Source organism: Limosilactobacillus galli (assembly GCF_947381495.1).
GTDB classification, from domain to species: Bacteria; Bacillota; Bacilli; order Lactobacillales; family Lactobacillaceae; genus Limosilactobacillus; species Limosilactobacillus galli.
In genome coordinates this window covers 21,108-44,913 of the sequence record NZ_CANCWK010000007.1, presented here as the reverse complement: position 1 = coordinate 44,913, position 23,806 = coordinate 21,108, and the positions used below count along the sequence as shown (strand labels likewise).

At 53.2% G+C, this 23,806-nt stretch carries 25 protein-coding genes; 24 read left to right on the top strand and 1 reads right to left on the bottom strand.

What is annotated here, in order from left to right:
* Window positions 1-27 precede the first annotated feature (27 nt).
* On the top strand, window positions 28-537 hold the full coding sequence (gene trmL, locus QOS10_RS02925; RefSeq protein WP_283593598.1) for a tRNA (uridine(34)/cytosine(34)/5-carboxymethylaminomethyluridine(34)-2'-O)-methyltransferase TrmL: 510 nt from the start codon (window positions 28-30) through the stop codon (window positions 535-537).
* Between the two features lie 14 nt (window positions 538-551).
* Window positions 552-2,885, top strand: a complete 2,334-nt coding sequence (locus QOS10_RS02920; RefSeq protein WP_283593596.1) for an FtsK/SpoIIIE family DNA translocase — start codon at window positions 552-554, stop codon at window positions 2,883-2,885.
* Window positions 2,886-2,933: 48 nt separating this feature from the next.
* Here the strand turns inward: QOS10_RS02920 and QOS10_RS02915 are convergent, their stop codons facing one another.
* Window positions 2,934-3,053, bottom strand: coding sequence for a DUF4044 domain-containing protein (locus QOS10_RS02915; protein ID WP_083479927.1), 120 nt, complete (start codon window positions 3,051-3,053; stop codon window positions 2,934-2,936).
* Window positions 3,054-3,202: 149 nt separating this feature from the next.
* On the opposite strand from QOS10_RS02915, the gene QOS10_RS02910 reads away from it, so the two are divergent.
* From QOS10_RS02910 to QOS10_RS02805, 22 genes are all read left to right on the top strand, one after another.
* Window positions 3,203-3,529, top strand: coding sequence for a hypothetical protein (locus QOS10_RS02910; protein WP_283593594.1), 327 nt, complete (start codon window positions 3,203-3,205; stop codon window positions 3,527-3,529).
* A 150-nt stretch (window positions 3,530-3,679) separates the two neighbouring features.
* Complete coding sequence (gene mraZ / locus QOS10_RS02905) at window positions 3,680-4,108, top strand: division/cell wall cluster transcriptional repressor MraZ (protein WP_283593593.1); 429 nt, start codon at window positions 3,680-3,682, stop codon at window positions 4,106-4,108.
* 15 nt (window positions 4,109-4,123) lie between these two features.
* The gene (gene rsmH / locus QOS10_RS02900; RefSeq protein WP_283593592.1) at window positions 4,124-5,071 is read left to right on the top strand and encodes a 16S rRNA (cytosine(1402)-N(4))-methyltransferase RsmH; all 948 of its coding nucleotides are present in this window, start codon (window positions 4,124-4,126) and stop codon (window positions 5,069-5,071) included.
* Window positions 5,072-5,079: 8 nt separating this feature from the next.
* Window positions 5,080-5,448, top strand: a complete 369-nt coding sequence (locus tag QOS10_RS02895; RefSeq protein ID WP_283593591.1) for a cell division protein FtsL — start codon at window positions 5,080-5,082, stop codon at window positions 5,446-5,448.
* A complete protein-coding gene (locus QOS10_RS02890; RefSeq protein WP_283593590.1) occupies window positions 5,448-7,601 on the top strand; it encodes a penicillin-binding transpeptidase domain-containing protein in 2,154 nt (717 codons plus the stop codon). Before QOS10_RS02895 ends, QOS10_RS02890 begins: the two co-directional genes overlap by 1 nt.
* A 12-nt stretch (window positions 7,602-7,613) precedes the next feature.
* A complete protein-coding gene (mraY, locus tag QOS10_RS02885; RefSeq protein ID WP_283593588.1) occupies window positions 7,614-8,585 on the top strand; it encodes a phospho-N-acetylmuramoyl-pentapeptide-transferase in 972 nt (323 codons plus the stop codon).
* 27 nt (window positions 8,586-8,612) lie between these two features.
* On the top strand, window positions 8,613-9,986 hold the full coding sequence (gene murD / locus QOS10_RS02880; RefSeq protein ID WP_283593585.1) for a UDP-N-acetylmuramoyl-L-alanine--D-glutamate ligase: 1,374 nt from the start codon (window positions 8,613-8,615) through the stop codon (window positions 9,984-9,986).
* 4 nt (window positions 9,987-9,990) lie between these two features.
* Window positions 9,991-11,094, top strand: a complete 1,104-nt coding sequence (murG, locus tag QOS10_RS02875; RefSeq protein ID WP_283593582.1) for an undecaprenyldiphospho-muramoylpentapeptide beta-N-acetylglucosaminyltransferase — start codon at window positions 9,991-9,993, stop codon at window positions 11,092-11,094.
* A 22-nt stretch (window positions 11,095-11,116) separates the two neighbouring features.
* Window positions 11,117-11,962 (top strand): cell division protein FtsQ/DivIB, encoded by an 846-nt coding sequence (locus tag QOS10_RS02870; protein WP_283593580.1) that lies wholly within the window; start codon window positions 11,117-11,119, stop codon window positions 11,960-11,962.
* Window positions 11,963-12,086: 124 nt separating this feature from the next.
* Window positions 12,087-13,457, top strand: coding sequence for a cell division protein FtsA (gene ftsA / locus QOS10_RS02865; RefSeq protein ID WP_283593579.1), 1,371 nt, complete (start codon window positions 12,087-12,089; stop codon window positions 13,455-13,457).
* 21 nt (window positions 13,458-13,478) lie between these two features.
* The gene (ftsZ, locus tag QOS10_RS02860; RefSeq protein WP_283593578.1) at window positions 13,479-14,747 is read left to right on the top strand and encodes a cell division protein FtsZ; all 1,269 of its coding nucleotides are present in this window, start codon (window positions 13,479-13,481) and stop codon (window positions 14,745-14,747) included.
* Between the two features lie 65 nt (window positions 14,748-14,812).
* Window positions 14,813-15,241 carry a cell division protein SepF gene (locus tag QOS10_RS02855; protein ID WP_283593577.1) on the top strand — a complete coding sequence of 143 codons (429 nt, stop codon included), beginning with the start codon at window positions 14,813-14,815 and terminating at the stop codon, window positions 15,239-15,241.
* 10 nt (window positions 15,242-15,251) lie between these two features.
* Window positions 15,252-15,512, top strand: a complete 261-nt coding sequence (locus QOS10_RS02850) for a YggT family protein (RefSeq protein ID WP_283593576.1) — start codon at window positions 15,252-15,254, stop codon at window positions 15,510-15,512.
* Between the two features lie 15 nt (window positions 15,513-15,527).
* Complete coding sequence (locus tag QOS10_RS02845) at window positions 15,528-16,313, top strand: YlmH family RNA-binding protein (RefSeq protein ID WP_283593574.1); 786 nt, start codon at window positions 15,528-15,530, stop codon at window positions 16,311-16,313.
* Between the two features lie 21 nt (window positions 16,314-16,334).
* Complete coding sequence (locus QOS10_RS02840) at window positions 16,335-17,066, top strand: DivIVA domain-containing protein (protein ID WP_283593572.1); 732 nt, start codon at window positions 16,335-16,337, stop codon at window positions 17,064-17,066.
* 297 nt (window positions 17,067-17,363) lie between these two features.
* The gene (ileS, locus tag QOS10_RS02835; RefSeq protein ID WP_283593571.1) at window positions 17,364-20,159 is read left to right on the top strand and encodes an isoleucine--tRNA ligase; all 2,796 of its coding nucleotides are present in this window, start codon (window positions 17,364-17,366) and stop codon (window positions 20,157-20,159) included.
* 247 nt (window positions 20,160-20,406) lie between these two features.
* The gene (locus QOS10_RS02830; RefSeq protein ID WP_283593570.1) at window positions 20,407-20,622 is read left to right on the top strand and encodes a cold-shock protein; all 216 of its coding nucleotides are present in this window, start codon (window positions 20,407-20,409) and stop codon (window positions 20,620-20,622) included.
* The gene (locus tag QOS10_RS02825; RefSeq protein WP_283593567.1) at window positions 20,622-21,173 is read left to right on the top strand and encodes an NUDIX hydrolase; all 552 of its coding nucleotides are present in this window, start codon (window positions 20,622-20,624) and stop codon (window positions 21,171-21,173) included. The genes QOS10_RS02830 and QOS10_RS02825 overlap by 1 nt, the downstream gene beginning before the upstream one ends.
* The gene (locus QOS10_RS02820; protein ID WP_283593566.1) at window positions 21,166-21,483 is read left to right on the top strand and encodes a hypothetical protein; all 318 of its coding nucleotides are present in this window, start codon (window positions 21,166-21,168) and stop codon (window positions 21,481-21,483) included. Before QOS10_RS02825 ends, QOS10_RS02820 begins: the two co-directional genes overlap by 8 nt.
* A gap of 17 nt (window positions 21,484-21,500) precedes the next feature.
* On the top strand, window positions 21,501-22,196 hold the full coding sequence (locus QOS10_RS02815) for a 5'-methylthioadenosine/adenosylhomocysteine nucleosidase (protein WP_283593565.1): 696 nt from the start codon (window positions 21,501-21,503) through the stop codon (window positions 22,194-22,196).
* 21 nt (window positions 22,197-22,217) lie between these two features.
* Window positions 22,218-23,390: a cysteine desulfurase family protein gene (locus QOS10_RS02810; protein ID WP_283593564.1), complete on the top strand. Its 1,173-nt coding sequence runs from the start codon at window positions 22,218-22,220 to the stop codon at window positions 23,388-23,390.
* Window positions 23,390-23,731 (top strand): DUF1831 domain-containing protein, encoded by a 342-nt coding sequence (locus tag QOS10_RS02805; RefSeq protein WP_283593563.1) that lies wholly within the window; start codon window positions 23,390-23,392, stop codon window positions 23,729-23,731. The genes QOS10_RS02810 and QOS10_RS02805 overlap by 1 nt, the downstream gene beginning before the upstream one ends.
* Window positions 23,732-23,806: the final 75 nt, after the last annotated feature.

Here is a 23,806-nt window from a genome sequence, read left to right as displayed (position 1 = left end):
TTTTATTTTTCTGAGGAGTTTTTAGTTATGACCAACCATATTGTATTGTTTGAACCGCTGTTTCCTGCCAACACGGGTAACATTGCCCGGACCTGCGCGGGAACCAACACGGAACTGCACCTGATCAAACCGCTGGGCTTCTCGACCGATGACAAGCATATGAAGCGGGCCGGCCTGGACTACTGGGACAAGGTCAAGATCACCTACCATGATGACCTCCAGCAGTTTGTGGAAAGCGTGCCTGACATCAGCAAGCTGTACCTGGTTTCTAAGTTTGCCAGCCGCGACTACACCGATGTGGATTACACCAGTAAGGGGGACCATTACTTCCTATTCGGCAAGGAGACGACTGGCTTGCCCGAGCAATTCATGCGGCGCTATCCGGAGAATGCTATCCGGATCCCGCAAAACGACAACAACATCCGGGCCCTCAACCTCTCCAACAGTGCTGCCATTGTCATCTATGAGGCCCTGCGTCAGCAGAGTTTCCCGGGCCTGGCGCGGGTACACACCTATCACTTTGACAAGTTGAAATAGTTTGAGGAGGGCGTATGGCACAGCGAAAGAAAACAACAAAACGGCGCCGCTCACGACGCGGTTCCGCGGCCAAACAGCACCGGCTCATCAACAACTTAGTGGGGATAATCGTGGTCCTATTGATGCTGGTGGGGCTGTTCAACCTTGGTGTCTTAGGAGCCGTCATTCAGGGGGCCTTTAAGCTCCTGGTTGGGGCGAGCTACCCGGTTCTGATGCTGATTGTCCTGCTCTATGGGTTTGGCTTTGCCCTCTATGCCCGTTGGCTGCATTTCAGTCCCCGGCGAATTGCTGGGGCCATAATCTGCTACCTGGGACTATTGATCTGGCTGCACGTCTTAATGATGAACCAGTTAAACGTCCATGCTAAGATCCCGGCGGTTACCTGGAGCAACCTGAGCAAGGCCCTGCTCAACGGCGACAGCACCCTGCCGATCGGTGGGGGAATGCTGGGCGCCTACCTCTATGCGGCCTGTGACGTCTTGGTCGACCGGGTCGGCACCGCCATCTTTGCCTGGCTGCTGATGATCAGCGGGGTGGTAATCTTCTTTGCCCTGCCATGGCGGGATTTTCTGCGGCTCTGCGGCCATTTAGTACAACGAATATTGGCGGCCCTGCATGCCGGCGGCCAGCAGCTATCAGCCAAGGTGAAGCAGCCCGGGGTGACGGCTCCGGCCACGCCAGCATCCGGACCATCAATTGGCCGGAAAGTTCAGGACTTCTTCAAGGGTGACGACGATGATGAACCTGATGAACAGCCAACCACGCCGCCCGTCAAGCAGGCGCAACCAGCTCCTAAGCCGACGACGCCGGTGAGCGAGCCTAAGATTACGGTGGCCAGCGACCATCAGGAGAACGACGCCGCAGAGAGTACGAACGACGAACAGCCGGAACTTGCCCTGGCGGGAGCATCGGCCCAGGCAGATAAGGACTACCAGTTGCCGCCGCTGAACCTGTTGAGCAAGGTCAAGTCAACGGACCAGCAGGCAGACCTGAAGAACATCAAGAAGAACACCAAGATCCTCCAGGAAACCCTGAAGTCCTTCAACGTCGACGCGACGGTTGAGAACGTCAGCCTGGGACCATCCGTCACTAAATACGAACTGCGGCCGGCCGTTGGGGTTAAGGTCAGCCGGATCACCCACTTGGCCGATGACCTGGCCCTGGCCCTGGCCGCCAAGGATATTCGGATTGAGGCGCCGATCCCCGGCAAGTCTCTGATTGGGATCGAAGTGCCGAACCAGCAGGTAGCGACCGTGGGCTTCCGCGACATGTTTGAGGCGGCCCCGCAGGATGATAACCCGATGGATGTTCCCCTCGGCCGGACCGTCACCGGAGACGTCGAGATGGCCGACCTGACCAAGATGCCGCACCTCCTGATTGCCGGGGCAACCGGGAGCGGGAAGTCGGTGGCCATCAACGTCATCCTGACCAGTATCCTGTTTAAGGCCAAGCCGCACCAGGTTAAGATGCTCTTAATCGATCCGAAGAAGGTCGAGCTGAGTATCTACAATGACATTCCCCACCTCCTCAGCCCGGTAGTATCAGAGCCGAAGAAGGCGGCCCGGGCGCTGGGCAAGGTCGTTTCAGAGATGGAACGCCGCTATGAGCTGTTCGCCAAGTTTGGGGTCCGCAACCTCAAGGGCTACAACCACCTGGTTCAGCAGCAGAATAATGCCCATCCCGATGATCAGCAGCCATCATTGCCGCTGGTCCTGGTCGTGGTCGATGAGCTGGCGGACCTGATGATGACGGTTTCTAATGATGTCGAAGACGCCATCGTTCGGATTGCCCAGATGGGGCGGGCCGCCGGCATTCATATGATTCTGGCAACCCAGCGCCCGTCCGTGGATGTCATCACCGGCTTGATCAAGGCCAATGTCCCATCGCGGATTGCCTTTGCGGTCTCCAGCGGGGTTGATTCCCGGACCATTCTGGATTCTAACGGGGCAGAAAAGTTGCTCGGCCGTGGTGACATGCTCTTTGAACCGATCGACCAAAACAAGCCGGTCCGGGTTCAAGGGGCGTTCATTTCCGACCAGGACGTGGAGGCCGTGATCGACTTCATCAAGCAGGAGCAGCCAGCTGAGTACGACAAGCAGATGGTGGTCAGCGACCAGGAGATGGCTGAAGAAGCCGTGAAGGAGGATGAGGATCCCCTCTTCAAGGAGGCCTTAGACTTCGTGGTTCAGGAACAGCGGGCCTCGACCTCCCTGATCCAGCGCCGTTTCCGGATTGGTTACAATCGGGCGGCCCGGATCATTGACGACATGGCGCAGCGGGGCTACATTAGCCCAGCTAATGGTTCGAAGCCGCGTGAGGTCTATAAAAAGCCCGATCAGCCAAAGTAAATAAAAAGAAGCGGTAGCGCAGTTAAGTACGCTACCGCTTCTTTACTATTAAATAAGGTTCAATGCGGCGACCGCACTGAAGATCAGTGATCCCAGCATCGCAATCAGCATTAACCAGATGGCGACCATGGTGATCTTTTGAAAACGTGTTTTCTTTTTCCGTTGCATAACCTCTAACCGCCTTTCACGATTTAACTCCTAGTAGTGTACCGCATTTTACTACCAGCTTTCAAACAGAATACTAAATTTATGGTAGACTAAGAACAATTAATTTTAAGGTGGCTAGAAAAGTGTTGGTCGACTATCATCGTATCATAATGCAGCTGGTGATTGTTTTGCTGCTGTGGGCTTTGACTCGTCTAGTACGGCGGATTAACCCCGGAGCGCGGGTGCGGCGGGTCTGTCGCTATATTTGGGTGTTCGTCTTCTGGATAATGAGTTTTATCAATCTGGGGATGTACTGGGCGGCCTACCCGATTGCCCTGTGGATGGTGCTGGCCCTGGGCCTGATCTTCATTCAATTGATTCACAACCATGAGTTCATCTATCGGCGGTATTGGCCAGTATTTTGGAACTGGTCGCTGCTTTATGCGGGAATTGTGTTCATTGCCTCGCTATTCAGCGGGAACCTGCCATTAGTTTGATAAAATAATAATTAATATTCATTAAATAAAGCGACGGAAATTGAACAGATTCCGCCGCTTTTTATTATAATAAAATTTGGAAATATCGTGGTGAGAAGTGGGGGATTGTGGTAGACTTATCCTATAAAGTGGTTAGAGGGGATGACTGGCTTGTTGATGGGTGAATATCAGCATACGCTTGACACCAAACAACGGCTGATCATCCCGGCAAAGTTTCGTGACCAGTTGGGTAGCCAATTTGTGGTTACCAGGGGTCTGGATGGGTGCCTTTTCGGCTATCCGATGAGTGAATGGCAGCTTTTAGAGCAAAAACTGAAGGCCTTGCCGTTGACCAAGCGTGATGCGCGGGCATTCGTCCGCTTTCTCTACTCTGCCGCCACGGTCTGCACGCTTGACAAGCAGGGTCGGATCAACATTCCGGACCCGCTTGTTAAGTACGCTGATTTGAGCAAGAAGTGCATGGTGGTGGGAGTTTCCAATCGTTTAGAGATTTGGGACAGCGACCGGTGGGACGCCTACAATGCCGATACCGCGGATAACTTCGATGAGATTGCTGAGGACCTGAATATTGATTTTTAAAAGGAGTGCAAGTTGATGGCAGAATTTAAGCACGTAACGGTTTTATTACATGAGGCCGTAGCAGGATTAAATCTGCAGCCAGCTGGTACTTATGTTGATGCAACCCTTGGTGGTGGTGGTCATTCTGGTGAAATCCTCAAACAATTGACCATCGGCCACCTTTATTCGTTTGACCAGGATAAGACGGCCATTGACTATAACAAACAACACCTGGCTTCGGCACTTGCAGCGGGTAGGCTGACTCTGGTGGAGGACAATTTCCGCCATCTTAAGGCGGCCTTGAACGAACGAGGGGTAAATGCCATTGATGGGATTGTGTATGACCTGGGGGTTTCATCGCCCCAATTCGACGACGGGGCCCGCGGGTTCAGTTATCAGCACGATGCTCTGCTAGACATGCGGATGAACCAGGAACAGTCGTTATCGGCAATGGAAGTGGTCAATGAATGGCCGTACGAGCGTCTGGTTAAGATCCTCTACCGCTATGGCGAGGAACGCTTTGCCAAGCAGATCGCCCGCAAGATTGAGCAACGCCGCCAGCATCAGCCGATTCGCACCACCTTTGAACTGGTGGATGTTATCAAGGAGGCTATTCCGGCAGCGGCCCGGCGGCATGGCGGTCACCCGGCGAAGAAAAGCTTTCAGGCTATTCGGATCGCCGTCAATGATGAGCTGGGAGCCCTGGAGGAGTCGCTCGAACAGGCCCTTGACCTCCTGAATGTTCACGGCCGGATCAGCGTGATTACCTTCCAGTCCTTAGAAGACCGTCTGGTAAAGACGATGTTTCGTGAAAAGACATCATTGAGTGCCGACCTGCCACAGGGCCTGCCCGTGATTCCAGCCGGCATGGAGCCGCATTTCAAGTTAGTAAACAAGAAGCCAATTCTTCCTAGTGCTCACGAATTAGCCAACAATCATCGAGCACACAGCGCAAAATTGCGGATTATTGAAAAAATCAAATAAAGGAAAGAGTGATTAAAGTGGTTTCAAATACTGCACGAGAATTATCAAATGAGCAAGAAGCACCGCAACCGGTCCAACAACCGCGGCCTGTCAGTGTGTCTAAGGTGGCGTGGTCACCATTTGAACGCTCGTTAATGATTGTCGGCAGTATTGTGACCCTTTTTTTGATTATTACCTTATTATCAACGAAAGTGACGATGAATAGCCGTCAGCACCGCCTGCAGGATCTGCAGAATCAGATTACACGGGTAAAAAATGCTAATACAAGCACTCATCAAGAAATTGCCGAACTGACAAGCCAGTCCAACCTTAAGGCGGCGGCCCATAAGTATGGCTTGTCTGATAAAATCTCGAATGTAAGGAACATTAATAAATAATGGATAAGATGCCACGACGAACGAAAGACAAGTCGAACAATGAAAACCGCGGAACATTTGGTAAATGGCTGTTTGTGATCACGGTTGCATTATTTGCTTTGTTTATCGTTCGTTTTGCGTATATTGCAATTAATAAGGATGTTCAACACGTCAACCTGCAATCAAAGGCCGAGCAGATTTATACTCAGCGCCAGGTGATTCAGGCGCGGCGCGGAACCATCTATGATGCGCAGAATAATCCGCTGGCTAGTGATACCAGCAAGTATACCCTCTATGCAATTGTGGATCATAACCAGCGGTCCAATAGCGGGAAGCCGCTCTACGTTACCAATAAGGAAAAGACGGCGAAAGTGCTGTCACGCTACATTAACCTGTCGCCGGCCAAGATCAAGAAGATCCTGACCACGAACCGCCAGACCTACCAGGTCGAGTTCGGGACAGCCGGGAGCGGCCTTTCCGTTGCAACGATGCAGAAGATTAAGAGTCAGCACCTGCCGGGAATTAACTTTATCGCTACGCCGGCGCGGCAGTATCCGGAGGGCGAATTTGCCTCCCAATTGATTGGGATTGCCAATCCGAAGACCGATCCCAAGGCACCGGGGGGAACAACCCTGGTCGGTCAGCTCGGTCTGGAGAGCTACTTCAATAAGCAGCTGACCGGGGTCAACGGGATTCGTCAGGACAAGCAGGACGTTTATGGATATCAATTGGCCAACTCCAAGACGACGACCAAGAAGGCGGTGAATGGGGATGATATTCAGACCACCCTGGATCCGCAGACACAGCACCTCCTGGAAAACAAAGTCAGCAAGGTCTATGAACACTCCCGGGCTAATTCGATGACGGCCGTTGTGATGGAGGCCAAGACCGGGAAGATCATTGCGGCAACGCAACGGTCAACCCTGCGTTCCAAGAAGAACCCGGTTTGGCGGAACATGCTGGTCCAGGATGCCTATGAACCTGGTTCGACGATGAAGGTTCTCGCCCTGAGTGCGGCCATCGATTCTGGCCATTTCGACCCGAACGGGACCTTTAACTCTGGTACCTGGTCGATGGGCGGCGGCAAGATTACCGACTGGTCAGCTGGCGGCTGGGGAGTCATTACCTATAAAGATGCCTTTGACCTATCGAGTAACGTCGGTTTTGCCCACCTGGAACAGAACATGGGTGCCGATACCTGGTACAAGTACATCAAACGCTTTGGGCTGCTGAAGCGGGTCAACGTACCTGGGATGGGGAACGGGGTAACTGGCTTTACCCAGTTTAAGGGAATCCTTGAGCAGGCTAATACGGCCTTTGGGCAGGGGATCACGGTGAACGTGATGCAGATGATGCAGGCCTTCACGGCGGTTGCCAATCATGGTAAGATGATGCACCCTTACTTTGTCTCTAAGATTACTAACAGTGATGGCAAAGTGGTCAAGCAGTACAAGCCTCAGGTCGTGGGTCACCCGATTAAGGCCAAGACCGCGCACAAGGTCCTGGGCCTGATGCAGGGGGTTGTCTACGACCAAAAAGGGCTCGGTAAGTCCTACCAGATCAAGGGGCACCGCATTGCTGCCAAGACCGGGACCGCCCAGATCGGCGGTGCCAATGGTTACAGCAACGGCGATACTAACTACCTGTATTCCGTGGTGGGGATGGCGCCGGCCAAGAATCCGCAGTACATCATCTACATTACCATGCGGCAGCCGCAAAACGTTAATCCGCAACCGTCTGACCAGATTGCGGAGGTCTTCAACCCGACAATGAAGATGTTGCTTAATCGTCAGAGTGCGACGAAGAAGGCAACCCATAGCATGGTTAAGGTTCCGGCACTGACTGGCCAAACTAGTCAGGCGGCCGGCAATGCACTGGGCAGCCGTCACCTACAGGCCGTTGTGGTCGGCAGCGGTAAGAAGGTCAAGCAGCAGTCAATTCCGGCGGGCCAGCAGGTACTGGCCAACCAGCGGGTCATTCTGTATACTGGTGGCCGTGTTCAGATGCCGGACCTGACCGGTTGGAGTTCTGCCGACGTCAATGAATTAGCCCAGTTCCTGCACCTGCAGCTCAGTGAGCAGGGAGACGGCTACGTTGACTCGCAGAGTATCAAGGCCAACACGACGATCACCAAGAACCAAACACTGGTTGTTAAATATAAATCTAAAGATTAATTGGAGGACACTATGAACTTTTTGACAGCTATTCTGACGGTAATCAGTGCGTTCCTGATTACCTTTCTACTGATGCCATCGTTGATTCGCTATTTCCGCTCTAAGAAGGAAGGCCAGCAGATCCGTAAAGAAGGACCAACCTGGCATGCTAAGAAGGCTGGGACCCCGACAATGGGGGGCCTGCTGTTCATCGTTTCAGCGGTAATCACCATTCTCTGGGTGGCCGCTTGGCGGGGATTGATCTCCAATACCCTGTGGGCTTTGCTCTTTATCTTGGTCGTCTACGGCCTGATCGGGATGTGGGACGACAGCATTAAGATCTTCCATCACCAGAACGAAGGGTTCAAGGCTTGGCAAAAGGCCCTCTGCCAGGTGGTGGCAGCGATGATCTTCACGGTCATCTACCAGCACGAAGGCTTCCAGATGGGCTTCGGCACCACCTCTGTCGGCTGGTGGTACGGCCTGTTCATCATCTTCTGGATCGTCGGCTTCTCCAATGCCGTTAACCTGACCGATGGCCTCGATGGCCTGGTCAGCGGTTTGTCAATCATTTCGTTTATCGCCTACCTGATCATCGCCTTGGTCAACTTAAACCAGCCCGGCTATCCGGAAATTGCCCTGTTCTGCCTGGCCATGATCGGGACCATGATTGGTTTCTTCCCGTACAATCACAAGCCCGCTAAGATCTTCATGGGTGACATGGGATCCCTGGCCATCGGGGCTTCGCTGGCGGCAGTTTCTCTGCTGCTTCACCATGAATGGTCGCTTTTGATCATCGGGATTGTGTACGTCTGCGAGACGGCCAGTGTCATGATGCAGGTGGCTTCATTTAAGCTGACGGGGAAGCGGATCTTCAAGATGACGCCGATTCACCACCACTTTGAACTGAGCGGCTGGAGTGAATGGAAGATCGATATTGTCTTCTGGATTGTCGGTCTGATCGGTGCCATTATCGCCGTTAGTTGGATTTTGATTGCAGGATAATTTCAGATTGAGAGAGGGAAACATCCAATGAAGAAGATTAGTAAGTATCAAGGCAAAAAGGTTCTCGTAATTGGTTTCGGAATCAGCGGCCTCAACGCTGCCCACCTCCTGGTTAAGCTGGGGGCAAAAGTGACGGCCAATGATATGAAGACGCCGAAGGATCCGCAGGTTGTTGAAGACTTGGAAAAGGACGGCATTAGGGTGATCACCGGTTCCAACCCGCTGAGCCTGGCCGATGAAGGTTTCGACGTGGTTGTCAAGAACCCGGGGATTCCTTACGATAACCCGCTGGTTGCCAAGTTTGTGGCCAAGAAGACTCCGATTATCACTGAAGCCGAACTCGGCTGGGAAATCTTCGAAGGCCACCTGGTCAGTGTCACCGGGAGTAACGGGAAGACCACGACGACGACCCTGACCCAGCTGATGCTCGCCAAGAGTTCCACTCACAACGTCAAGTACGCGGGGAACATCGGGGTTTCCTTCAGCAAGGTGGCCGAAGACCTGGGGCCTGATGACACCCTGGTCACTGAACTGTCCAGCTTCCAGCTGCTCGGCTGCCCGACGATTCACCCCCACATCGCCATCATTACGAACATCTTCTCTAACCACCTGGATTACCACAAGACGCGGGAAAACTACATCAACGCTAAGCTCAACATTACCCGCAACCAGACCAAGGATGATTTCCTGATCATGAACTGGGATCGTGATGAATGGCAAGAGATTGCCCAGCGTTCCCAAGCCACCATTGTTCCATTCTCCCGGCTCAACAAGAGTCACGAAGGGGCCTACGAGGAAGACGGCATGATTTGCTGGCGGGGTGAAAAGATCATGAAGGCCGAAGATATCCGGCTGATCGGCCCGCAAAACGTTGAAAACGCCCTGGCTGCCATTGCGGCGGCTAAATTGAGCGGCGTTTCCAACGAGGATATTATCAGTGTCCTGACAACCTTTGGCGGGGTTCGCCACCGTCTCCAATACGTCATGGACTACGATGGCCGGCGCTTCTACAACGACTCCAAGTCAACCGATATTGAGGCCACTGAGGTTGCTCTGCAAGGCTTTGACCAGCCAGTGATCCTCCTCGCCGGGGGCCTGGACCGGGGCTACACCTTTGAGCGGCTGGTGCCATACTTCAAGAAGCATGTCAAGGCCATCATCGTCTTTGGTCAATGCAAGGACAAGATGAAGGACGCCGCTGTCCAGGCCGGGATCCCAACCATCCTGGAGAGCGAAAATGCCGTCACAGCGGTTCCAGAGGCCTGGAAGGTCAGCGAACCCGGTGACGTGATCCTCCTGTCCCCAGCCAATGCCAGCTGGGACCAATTCCCAAGCTTTGAGGTACGTGGGGACAAGTTTATCGAAGCAGTTGAGAAGTTAACGAATCAAAAGGAGAAGTAAAACAATGCGGTTACTTGTATCCGGCGGGGGCACCGGTGGTCACATCTACCCAGCCCTGGCCTTGATTGAACGTTTGAAGCAGGTTGAACCCGACACGGAGGTTCTGTACGTGGGGACTACCCGGGGTCTGGAAAACAAGATTGTCCCGGATGCGGGCATTAAGCTCGAAACCATGCACATGCAGGGCTTCAAGCGGTCCCTTTCCCTGGACAACCTCAAGACCATCTACCTATTCCTGCACTCTGTTCATCACGCTAAGAAGATCATTAAGGACTTCAAGCCGGACGTGGTCTTGGGAACGGGGGGCTACGTCAGCGGGGCGGTCCTGTACGCCGCTGCCAAGCACCACATCCCAACGGTGATTCATGAGCAGAACAGTGTGGTTGGGGTTACCAACAAGTTTCTCAGCCGCTACGTTGATCAGATTGCGATTGCCTTTGAAGCAGCGCGGAGTCAGTTCCCGGCTGATAAGGTAACGATGGTGGGCAATCCGCGGGCCCAGCAAGTCGCGGCCCAGGCTGACAGCGACTTCTCCTGGACCAGCTACCAGTTGAAGAACGATGTGCCGACGCTGATGATCTTTGGTGGAAGTCAGGGAGCGCCGAAGATCAACCAGGCGGTCGTGGATGCCATTCCTGAATTTAATAAGCGGCCTTACCAGGTGATCTTTGCCACGGGCCAGAAACGTTATGATCACGTCAAGGACCAGCTGGCCAACACCAAGATCGGCGATAACGTCAAGGTTGTTCCATATATCAAGGACATGCCGGCCAAGATGCCACGGGTTGCAGCTCTGGTTTCCCGGGCAGGGGCCACGACCATTGCGGAAGTGACCGCTCTGGGGGTACCGACTATCCTGATTCCGAGTCCGTACGTCACGGCTAACCACCAGGTAAAGAATGCCCAGGCCCTGGTCAAGAACAATGCGGCTGCTATGATTACCGAAGATAAGCTGGATGCCAAGTCACTCCTGCTGCAGGCCGACCGGATTATGGAAAACGATGACCTGCGGGCTAAGATGTCGGCAGCATCCAAGAAGATGGGCCGGCCGGACGCCGCTGATCGGCTGATCAAGGTTCTGCATACGGCAATTGATGAACACCACTAAAGAGTAAGGAGGACGGCTGAAGATGACGAGGGATCACTATGTCTCTGAACACCAGCGCTACGCCAAGCGGTTGGCGGAGCTGGAAGAAAGAAGCCGTCAAGCCCACCAGCAGGCCCAACAGAAGCAGACTAAACGGCCAATCGGCAAAAAGCTTCCCCGGATGCGGCACCACCACTATCGCAAGAACGGGGAGCGGGTATTCAAATTGGTCCTGCTCTTCGGGCTCGTCCTGCTTTTGATGCTATACGTTATTTCACCACTGAGCAAACTGCAGTCGGTCACTGTTAACGGCAATAAGGAACTGACGGCGGAAAAGGTGGAACGGGCGGTCAGGGTTTATCCAGGCCGTTTCATCTGGGGCGTCTACTTCACTCGTCAGCAGCTCTGCAAAGAGGCCCGGGTTGCCCAGCCGCGGATTACCAGTGCTAAGATCAAGGTCACCGGTCCGCGGAGCATGCGGGTCATGGTACGGGAGAATCCCCTGATCGGGACTGCGACGCTCGGCAAGCACGAGTACGCCGTTCTGGCTGACGGCCACCTGCAGGAGACCACTGCCAAGGACAGCGGGACGGACTACCGCCAGTTTACTGGCCATCGCAGCGACCTTAAACTGGTGGCCCGGCAGATCGGCAAGCTGAAGCCGGCCATCCGTACGGGGATTTCGGCAGTTGTCTATCAGCCGACCAAACAGATGCCTGACCGGATCGTTTTGTACATGCGTGATGGCAACACTGTTCTAGCTAATAAGGCTACCGTAGGGGAGAAGATGGCCTATTACCCTGGAATCGCGGCTAACATGAAGAAAAATGGTGTCGTTGATTTGCAGGTGGGGGCCTTCTCCTATGATTACGGCTCGAAAGATAAGTGACAAATTTTGAAAAAGCTTATGATAATCCATTTGAGCGTGGGTTTAACTGTGGTAAAATCTTTATTAGGTCAATATTAAATTACGAAAAAATTTCGGATAATAGTTTTAGGAGGGTTCCGACCAGATGAATAATTCAGAAATTTACGTTGGATTAGATATTGGAACCACCTCGATCAAGGCAATGGTCTGTGAAAATGTAAAGGGGCAACTGAAGGTTATCGGCGTTGGCGTTGTACCTTCTGCAGGTCTAAATCGTGGCGTGATTGTTGATATTGATAAGACCGCTCGTGCAATTTCTCAAGCTATTAAGCAGGCCGAGGCAAAGTCTAATATCAATATTAAGAATGTTGTCGTGGGACTGCCGGCAAATTACCTGCAGATGCAACGGGTCCATGGCTCAATCACCATTGCATCCCAGGGACAGTCGCGTGAGATTACCGATCGAGATGTCATTGATGTCGCCAAGGAGACATTGACTCAGAGCATCTCGCCAGAAATGGCAGTTCTCGACCTGATCCCAACAGAATTCACGGTGGATGGCTTTGATGGAATCAAGGATCCCCGTGGAATGGTCGGTGTACGCCTTGAGATGAAGGGAACACTGTACACCGGTCCTAAAACTATTATTCATAATACGAAGAAGGCTATTCAGCAGGCCGGCTATGGCATTCGCGACTTTGTGATTGCCCCGATTGCCACCGGCTTTACCCTTCTCAATGATGGTGAACAGGACTTTGGAACGGTAATGATTGATCTTGGCGGTGGCCAGACAACGACCAGTATTATCCATGACCACCAGCTCAAGTACACCTTTGTTGATCCTGAGGGCGGTCAATACATCACCAAGGACATCTCCACGGTCCTCAATACCTCGTTGCGGAATGCCGAACAGCTGAAGCTCGATCATGGGTATGCCATGGCATCGCTGACCAAGGCGGGGGCTCAGGTTGATGTTCCCGTTGTTGGTGAAAATACCCCTCAGCAGATCGCCGAGGAGTACCTTGCTGAGATTATCGAGGCGCGGGTTCGGCAGATCTTCCAACGAAGCTGGCAGCGCTTGGAAGCCATTCATGCACCGCACCTGCCTGGCGGTGTAGTCCTAGTCGGCGGCGGCGCGTCCCTGCCGGGGATCGTCCAGGTAGCCCAGCAGTACTTTAAGGAGAGTGTCAGTGTCTACCAATCTGACCAGATGGGTGTTCGTTATCCGCGTTACTCGCTGGCACTGGCATTGACAATGTACGAGAGCCGGCTGAGTGATGTTGATCGTTTGATTAAGCAAACGTTGCAACAGACGGATTTGATCAGTAGTCCTCATGAGACGAAAGCAGCAACTCGTCAGGTACAGCCTCGTCAAGAGCAGTGGACAAGCGCTCCTACACAGGCTAAGAGAAATAATCAACAGCCGGCAGAGAAGAAACCGGCACGCGCAAAAAAGGATAAGAGCCACTCGATTGGCAATCGCTTTAAGAGTATGTTTAACAACTTATTCGATTAATTTTCACGGAGGAACAGCTGTATGGACAACGAAACAAACACAATGGAAAATGAATTCGCTGGCGCAAAGATCAAGGTAATTGGTGTCGGTGGCGGTGGTGGTAACGCCGTCAACCGGATGATCAATGAAAAGGTTCAAGGGGTTGACTTCATCGTCGCCAACACTGACCTGCAGGCCCTGAACGCTTCCCAGGCACCAACTAAGATCCAGCTTGGCCCTAAGCTGACCAAGGGACTGGGTGCTGGTTCCAATCCTGAGGTTGGGGACAAGGCCGCCCAGGAAAGTGAAGAACAGATCCAAAAGGCCCTTGAAGGTGCTGACATGGTCTTCATCACTGCCGGCATGGGCGGTGGAACCGGGACCGGTGCCGCACCAGTAATCGCTAAGATTGCTAAGGACAGCGGTGCGCTGACTGTCGGTGTGGTCACCCGGCCATTCTCATTTGAAGGTCCCCGGCGGGCAAAGTTTGCCACCGAAGGGCTCGAAGAACTTAAGTCAAACGTTGATACGCTGATCATTGTTGCCAACAACCGTCTGCTGGAAATGATCGATAAGAAGACCCCAATGATGGAAGCCTTCAAGGAAGCCGACAATGTTCTGCGTCAGGGTGTTCAGGGGATCTCAGACCTGATCGTTACACCAGGGTACATCAACCTTGACTTTGCCGACATTAAGACTTTGATGTCCAATCAAGGGGCTGCCCTGATGGGGGTTGGTAACTCCACTGGCGAAAACCGGGCCACTGAGGCTACTAAGAAGGCCATCTCTTCACCACTGCTGGAAGTCTCCATCAATGGTGCTCAGCATGTCCTGATGGATATCACCGGTGGCAAGGATCTGTCCATGTTTGAAGCCCAGGAAGCTTCTGACGTGATTCGCCAAGCTGCTGGAACTGATGTTGACATTGCATTCGGGATGTCCCTCAACGAAAAGATGGGTGATGAGGTTCGGGTAACCGTGATCGCCACGGGAATTGACAAGAAGAAGTCAGCCAACACTAACCAGCCTCAACCACAGCCGCGGGTAAACACGCTTCAGAGCAATGCACCACAGAGCACGGCCCAAACCCAGCCGACGGAACCGGCCAAGGCTAAGGATCCGTTTGACAACTGGAGCGACCCGACGGCAGGCAATACGGCAGCCCAACCAGAAAATTCAGCAGCCGACAACGATTTCTCACACGTTTCTAAGCCGGAATTCAATGTTTTCAATGATGATACTGCTAGTTCTGATGATAGTGACGACGACAACCTGTCGACCCCACCTTTCTTTAAGAACCGGCGTAAATAAGCTTAACGGGGGCGATTTAATTGCACCCGTTTTAGTGTATTCTGTGGATTAAAGGAGGAATTAGGATGGCATCAAACATCTTTAAGAATCTGTTTGGTGATGACGACGTTGCGCAAGACGAGTATTACGATGACATGCCTGTCCAGCAGCCTGGACGGCGCAACAACGTTGTTTCCATGGATCAAGCCAAGCAGCAGGCTAAGCGGGGAAATCAGCTCAGTCAGATTGCCCTGTATGAGCCGCGCTTATATGCTGATGTTCGCCAGATCGCACAACAATTGCTCAAAGGGCAGGCAGTGATCGTTAATTTCACGCAGATGGACGACAAAAACGCCAAGCGGGTTGTTGACTTCTTAAATGGAGCAACTTATGCAATCGATGGCGGTATCAGACGGATCGGCAAGGAAATCTTCCTTTGTACGCCGAAAAATTACGAGGTTTCTGGCGACCTGTCCGACGGTTTGAAGATGGATAACAGCAACCTGCCAAATTAAGGAGAGATTCATGTTTGCATATTTAATTTGGTGTCTGAACTGGCTGATCAACGCCTACATCCTGCTGATTGTGGTTTGGTGTCTTCTTTCGTGGTTCCCAATGGCCCGTGAGACCCGGCTGAGCGAGATTATTAATCGCCTGGTCGAGCCCTACATGCACTGGTTTGACTTCATTCCGCCGTTGGGCGGCATCAGCTTCTCACCGGTGGTTGCGATCATTGTCTTGTACCTGATGCAAGACGGGCTCACCTTTTTGGCACATTTGATCTAGCAGGTAATTGTAATCGTGGATAATGAAAATATTAAACAGCATTTTCGCCCAGAAGAGGCGCCGCTGATTGACCAGATCAATGACTGGGTAGCGACTGCGGCCGGTCAGTACCGTCCCGTGCTGACGTCCTTCTTGAATCCCCGGCAGCGTTACATCGCCCAGACCATTGCCAACCGGAATGATGAGATCAAGGTTGAAAGTTCGGGCGGCTGGCCAGCTGCGGAGATGCAGCGACTGCTCTTTTACCCGACCTACTACCAGCCCACCGCAGCTGACTTTGACCTGGCGCTACTGACAATTGATTATCCGACTAAGTTTGCCGAGCTGCACCACCGGCAGATTATGGGAACCCTGATCGGTGAGGGACTCAGTCGGGAGTCGTTCGGTGACATCATTACCGATGGCCAGCGCTGGCAGGTCGTGGTGACCAATGAGATGGCCCAGTTCTTGCGGCGTGAGGTCCAGCATGTCGGCCGGGTCAAGGTCAAGTGGCTGCCGACGGATCTGGCGGCGGCTCTTACACCGATCGAGGAGTGGGAGACGATGACGACGACCGTTTCCTCGTGTCGGCTCGATACCGTCGTGGCAGCCGGCTTTAATTATTCTCGTAACCGGGCCAAACAGCTGATCGAGCGGGGACTCATCCGGCTCAACTGGGAAGTAATGGATCGGCCCGACTACCCGATTGTTGAGCATGACCTGTTATCAGTCCGGCATGCCGGCCGGTTGCGGATCGATGCCATTGGCGGCAAGACAAGGAAACAGAAGGACAGGATAAGCATGTCCATTGTCCGGGCATAATTTGAATTTGGAGGAAATAAAATGGGGTTAACAATTGATCAAATTAACAATCAGGATTTCTCGACTAAGATGCGGGGATATAATCAGGATGAGGTCAAGGCCTTTATTCAAGAGGTTTCACAGACCGTCCAGGAATTGACCGAGAAGAACAATGCTCTTCAGGAAACGGTCAAGGCCGATGAGGAAAAGCTGAAGTACTTTACCGAACTGAAGGACTCCCTGAACAAGTCAATCCTGGTTGCCCAGGAAGCCGCTGATAAAGTTAAGACGAATGCTAAGCGTGAGGCGGACATCATGATCCGCGAGGCCCAAAAGCAGGCCACTGACATCGTCTCCGAAGCCAACGAAAAGTCTAACCAGGTCATTGAGACGAGTGCGGAAGATACCCGCAAGCTGACCACGGAAACCAACGACCTGAAGAAGCAGACCCGGATCTTCCGGCAACGGCTGCAGGTAATGCTGGAATCCCAGCTGGAAGTTGTTAAGAGTGACGAGTGGGATAAGCTGCTCGCCACCGACAGCACGGACAAGTATGATGAAATTCAAAAGATCTTGGGAGCATCGCTTGACAAGCATTCCGACGACAGTGTAGAATCATCAACAATTAGTTCAGACGCTGCGGAAGTTGCCAGCGAGGCAGCTGATCAGCCGGCTGTTGACCCGAATGCGGCACCAGTAGCCGATGACAGCACGGCTGATTCCGGACAGACAGTGGTTGTCTTCCCGGATGATGACAGTTCAGCTGACAAGTAAGCCGGCGTTTGAATCCAAGGCGCTTTAATAAAAAACGTTGAGGAGAATTGCCATCGCGATGTTAAGTTCAGCGAGCCAATGGGTGGTGAAAGATTGGCACTTGACGGCGGTGGCTGATCGTCTCCGAGTAATGGGGTGAAAGCAGTAGCCTCGTTCGGTTCATTACCGTTACCCAATGACTTGAGGAGGCCAGTTTTGGCCTTGAATCTGGGTGGTACCACGTTTAGCTTCGTCCCAATTGGGATGGAGCTTTTTTATTAAAGCGACCAATTTGCATAACAGAAAGGGGTAATTGCGATGCGTGTGAAAGACACACTGAACATCGGCCGGACCAAGTTCCCAATGCGCGGGAAGCTGCCGGTTACTGAAGCCCAACGTGAACAGCTTTGGGAAGAAAATAAGGTTTATCAATTACGGCAAAAGTTAAATGAGGGCAAACCAACCTTTGTTCTCCACGATGGCCCTCCATACGCCAACGGGAACATTCACATTGGTCACGCCATGAACAAGATTTCCAAGGACTTCATCATCCGCTACAAGTCCATGACCGGTTACCGGGCACCATACGTTCCCGGCTGGGATACTCACGGTCTGCCAATTGAACACCAACTGACCAAGTCCGGTTACGACCGGAAGAAGATGACCACCTCCGAGTTCCGGGACCTCTGCCGGAAGTACGCTCTGGAGCAGGTTGACAAGCAGCGGACAGACTTCAAGCGTTTAGGCGTCAGCGGTGAATGGGATCACCCTTACCTGACCCTGGACAAGGAATTCGAAGCTGCCCAGATCCGGGTCTTCGGCGAATTCGCCAAGAAGGGCCTGCTCTACCAAGCTAAGAAGCCGGTTTACTGGTCATGGTCATCCGAATCTGCCCTGGCGGAAGCCGAAGTTGAGTACCATGACGTGGTTGCCAAGACGGCCTTCTTCGTTGAGCAGATCAAGGATGGCAAGGGCCGCTTAGATAACAGCACCTACCTGGTTGTCTGGACAACGACCCCATGGACGATCCCCGCTTCTGAAGCCGTTGCCGTTAACCCGAAGTTCGACTACTCCGTTGTTAAGCCGGCCGGGGACGACCGTCAATACGTTGTCGGCACTGAACTGCTGGCTAACCTGGCGGAGAAACTGGGCTGGGACGATTACGAAGTCGTTGACCACCTTTCCGGCGCGGACATGGAAGGCATGACGACCCAGCACCCATACATCGATCGAGAACTGCTGGTTGGGAACGCCGACTACGTTACTGCCGATACCGGTACTGGTTTGGTTCACACCGCCCCTGGTTATGGTGATGATGACTACAACTTCGGTAAGAAGTACGACCTGCCAATCTTTGCCCCAATCAACGACCAAGGTGTCCTGACCAAGGACAACGGTGCGGACTTCGATGGTGTCTTCTACCAAAAGGCTGATGACATCTCCCTGCAAAAGCTGGAAGATAACCACGCCCTCCTGCTGGAAGAACCACTCAAGCACTCCTACCCATTTGACTGGCGGACCAAGAAGCCAATCATCTTCCGGGCCACCGACCAATGGTTCGTTTCCATCGAAAAGATGCGGCAAAACATCCTCGACGCCTTAGAAGACGTTGAGTACCACCCATCTTGGGGGAAGGTTCGGCTGCGCAACATGATCAAGGACCGTGGCGACTGGGTTATCTCCCGGCAGCGGGTCTGGGGTGTGCCATTGCCAATCTTCTACGCCGAAGATGGTACGCCGATCATGGAAGAAGAGACGATTAACCACGTTGCCGACCTCTTTGCCAAGTACGGCTCTAACGTTTGGTTCGACCGGGACGCCAAGGACCTCCTGCCAGAAGGCTACACGAACGAACATTCACCACACGGGAAGTTCACCAAGGAAACCGACATCATGGACGTTTGGTTCGACTCTGGTTCCTCTCACCAAGGTGTCTTAGCTGAGCGGGACTACCTGACCTACCCAGCTGACATGTACCTGGAAGGTTCTGACCAGTACCGTGGTTGGTTCAACTCCAGTCTGATCACCAGTGTTGTCTGCTCCGGCCACGCCCCATACAGGAGCATCATCTCCCAAGGATTTACCCTGGACAAGAAGGGTAAGAAGATGAGTAAGTCGATGGGGAACGTCATCGATCCGGAAAAGGTCATCAAGCAGATGGGGGCCGAAATTATTCGGCTCTGGGTAATGAGTGCCGACACCTCTGCCGATGTCCGGGTATCAATGGGGACCTTCCAACAGATCTCCGAAGCCTACCGGAAGCTGCGGAACACCTTCCGCTTCCTGCTGGCCAACACCGCGGACTTCAAGCCGGCTGAAGATACGGTTTCCTACGAGAAGCTGGAGGCTGTCGACCAGTACATGCTGGTTAAATTGAACCACTTCCTGAAGGAGATGCGGGACGACTTCGACCAGTACGACTTCCTGGATGCCTACAAGCTGTTGATCAACTTCGTCAACAACGACCTGTCCGCCTTCTACATGAACGTAGCCAAGGACGTCCTCTACATTGAACCAGCTGACTCCCACGTTCGCCGGTCCATGCAGACGGTCTTCTACCAGATCCTGGTAACCCTGGTTAAGCTCTTAACCCCAATCCTGCCGCACACCACGGAAGAAGTTTGGGAATACATGGACGAACCAGAAGACTTCGTTCAACTGACCGAGATTCCGGATGTTGAGACCTTTGACAACGAGGATGACCTCCTGGCTAAGTGGAGCGACTTCATGAAAGTTCGGTCCCACGTTCTGAAGAGTCTGGAAGAAGCCCGGAACGCTAAGATGATCGGGAAGTCCCTCGAAGCCCAGGTCGATCTCTACGTCAATGACCACCAGAAGGAGCTTTTGGACAGCTTGAACGCTAACGTGGCCCTCCTGCTCGGGGTTTCCGCCCTGCACATTCACCCATTGGATGATGCTCCGGAAGACGCTGACAAGTTCAACAACGGGGTCGCAGTCAAGGTTAGTCCAGCGGCCGGCGAGACTTGTGCTCGTTGCCGGATGGTCAAGGAAGATGTCGGCAGCGACAGTGCATACCCAACTCTCTGTGCTCGGTGTGCCAAGATCGTGCGGGACAACTTCCCTGAAACCGTCGAGGAAGGCCTGGAAAAGTAAAGAAACGTCAAAAATTCAGCCGCCAATTGCCGATTCATGACAATTATTTATGAGCGGTGTAAAATGGGAGCGAGACAGAAGTCGTTTACGACTTCGTCTTCGAGCCCCCGCGAGCACAAATAGGCCTCAAGCGTTCGGGTCTCCCGAATGTTTGAGGCCATTTGTGTACCGCGCTGTTGACTTTTGATCTATATAATAGACTTAAGTTGCAACCCCAATTTTAGTTTAATAATTAGTAGGTGAAAAAATGCTTGAAGGCAAAGTAAAGAGTTTTGATGAGCAAAAGGGCTGGGGATTCATCACGGTTCCCCACGAGGGTGAAATCTTCGTCCACTACAGCGGAATCGAGGGCACCCACCGCCGGATCCTGCGTCCGGGCCAGCGGGTCTCCCTGGTCATTGTCCAGGGGAAGAAGGGCCCCCAGGCGGCGCACGTGCGCATCTTGCGTAAGGAGGCAAAATAATGGACTTTGAAGAGAAACCAATTGAAAGCAAGATCGTCTTTCACGGCCACCTGATTGACGTGGAGGTTCAACAGGTCAAGACGCCCCAGGGCAACATCGCCCAGCGTGAGATTGTCCACCATGCACCGGCCATCGCCATCCTGGCACTGACGGCGGACAACAAGATGATCCTGGAGAAGCAGTGGCGTTCCCCAATCGCCAAGACTACCCTGGAAATCCCAGCCGGCAAGCTCGACCAACGGGACGACGCCAGCGCGGTCCACGCCGCCAAGCGGGAGCTGAATGAGGAGACCCGCTACCAGGCCACGGACCTGGAGAAGATCTCTTCCTTCTACACCTCGGTCGGCTGCATGGATGAGTACATGACCCTTTACCTGGCCCGCGGACTGCAGCGGGTCGACCATGAGCTGCCCCAGGACCAGGATGAACAATTGACCCTGCAGACGGTCAGCCTGGACGAGGCGTTAGCGATGATCGATCGTGGTGAAATTGAAGACGCCAAGACGATCATGGCAATCTACTACTGGCGAGGAATGAAGGATCATGAATAACCAACTGAATGCGCCGCAAGACGACCGGACTGAAGCCGAGCCCTTCCTGTCCCGTCAGCAGTACCGTCAGCAGCAGGAAAAGCAGCGCCGCCATCCGGAGCCAGACCCGGATGATCAACTAAATCCTGATCAGGGAACTCCGGTTGCTGGTGGGAATGGTGAGCTGCACCGGCGGGCCTTTGCGGATGACCGGGCCAGCCAGGAGCAGGAAGAAAAGGTTAGTCGGCTGAAACGCCGCTTAAACATTGCCATCGTGGCCCTTGTTGTCGCCATCATCATCGTGTATTTAATCCTCTTTTACGTTGGATAATTAAGGAGAATGAAAAAATGAAATTTGGAATTATTTGTGCAATGCCCGAAGAAATCAAGGAACTGACCGCCCGCCTGTCAGACAAGCAGGTCGAAACAATCGGCGAGAAGGACTACCTCCAAGGAAAGATCAGCAACCAGGAGGTGGTCCTGGTCGAATCCGGAATCGGCAAGGTTGAAGCCGGAATCACCACGGAACACCTGATCACTGACTTCAACGTCGATGTGGTCATCAACTCTGGCTCTGCTGGTGGAATCGGCCAAGGCCTGCACGTTGGGGATGTGGTGATCTCCAGCGAGACGGCCTACCACGACGTTGACGCCCGGGCCTTTGACTATGTCTATGGTCAACTGCCAGGCAAGAAACCCCGCTTCAAGGCTTCTGAAAAGTGGGGGAAGGCCCTCGAAAAGGCTGGTAAACAGACTGGCCGGAACGTTAAGCGGGGCCTGATTGTCTCCGGTGACCAGTTCATCGCCAGCAAGGATGCCATCGCCAAGATCCTCCACTACTTCCCAGAAGCCCTTTCCAGCGAAATGGAAGGGGCCGCAGTGGGCCAAGTAGCCACTGACCATGACGTCCCATACGTGGTTGTCCGCGCCATGTCGGATACCGGGGATGAAGATGCCGGCGTCAGCTTCGATGAATTCATCATTGATGCTGGAAAACGGTCCGCAAACATGTTACTGCAGCTGTTTGCCGACCTGAACAAGTAATTGAAAGGATGAATTATTAAAATGAGTGAAATCTATTTGGACAATGCCGCCACCACCCCGATGGCACCGGAAGTCCTCGCCACGATGAATAAGGAGATGAAGGAGTCCTGGGGGAACGCCTCGACCGGGTACTCTTACGGGCGCCATTCTAAGCTGGTAATGGAAAACAGCCGGCACCTGATCGCCCAGAGCATCAATGCCGATGATAACGAAATCGTCTTCACCAGTGGGGGAACTGAAAGTGACAACACGGCAATTATTCAAACGGCCCTCACTCGGCAAAACCTTGGTAAGCACATCATCACGACTGCCATTGAACACGAGGCCGTCTTAAAGCCCCTCCACTTCCTGGAAGAGCACGGCTTTGAGGTCACCTACCTGCCGGTCGACGAATACGGAGAGATTTCCTTAGACGATTTCAAGAAGGCGCTGCGGGACGACACGATCCTGGTCACGATCATGATGGGGAACAATGAGGTCGGTAGCCGAATGCCGATTCATGAGATCGGCGAAATTCTGAAGGACCACCAGGCCTGGTTCCACACCGACGCGGTTCAAACCTATGGTCTCCTGCCGATCGACGTCAAGCGCGACCACATCGACATGCTGTCGACGTCGGCTCACAAGCTCAATGGCCCGAAGATGATCGGTTTCCTGTACCGGCGCGATGGCATCAGCTTCCCAAGCTTCATCAAGGGCGGTGACCAGGAAACCAAGCGGCGGGCTGGTACCGAAAACGTTCCTGCCATCGCCGCTTTTGCCAAGGCGGTGGAACTGGACTCCCCGGAGGAAAAGCAAAAACTGCGTGAGCGCTACTACCACTTCAAGCAGAAGATCGTGCAGGGTCTGCACGGCCATGGCGTGGACTTTGAGGTCAACGGTAAGATTGATCCAAATGGCCTGAACCACGTCCTGAATCTCTGGTTCAAGGGTATTTCCACCTACGTTATGCAGACCGACCTGGATCTGGCCGGGATTGCAGTTTCCGGCGGTTCTGCTTGCACGGCGGGGAGCATTGAGCCTTCCCACGTCCTGACCGCAATGTACGGGGCAGACAGTCCGCGGATCAGCGAGTCCATCCGGATCAGCTTCGGGAAGGTAAATACGGAAGAAGACATCGGCAAGCTGATCGCTACCATCGTCCAGACGGTCGATAAGCTCAAGCAGATTAAGCAGGATGAGGGGGAAGAGTAATGGAATTTACGAAACAGGTGCAGATTCCTGGCGATTCCGATACCTATGCCATCAGTGACGACATTAAGAAGTATGCTCTGTTAGACCTCGGCTTCGAGCAGACCAAGCGGGGCAACTTCGAGTACAAGGGGAGCCTGGACACCGACAACCCCTTCAACCCGGTTGCCCGCCTTCGGATCCTGATCAATGCCGACCTCGACGGTTTCAAGATGGAGACCCTCTCCGGTAACGGGATGCGGAAGGTCAACATCTTCAAGCACCAGCGGGCAGCTGAGTTCGTCGAGCAGTACCACTACATCTTAGACGAGATGATTGACCGCCACGTTCTGGTGAAGAATTAAATCAGTGCATGGGCCGGGATCATTTGGTACAATGGTTCATACTGGATGCATGCGACCTTCAATCGTAGATTATTC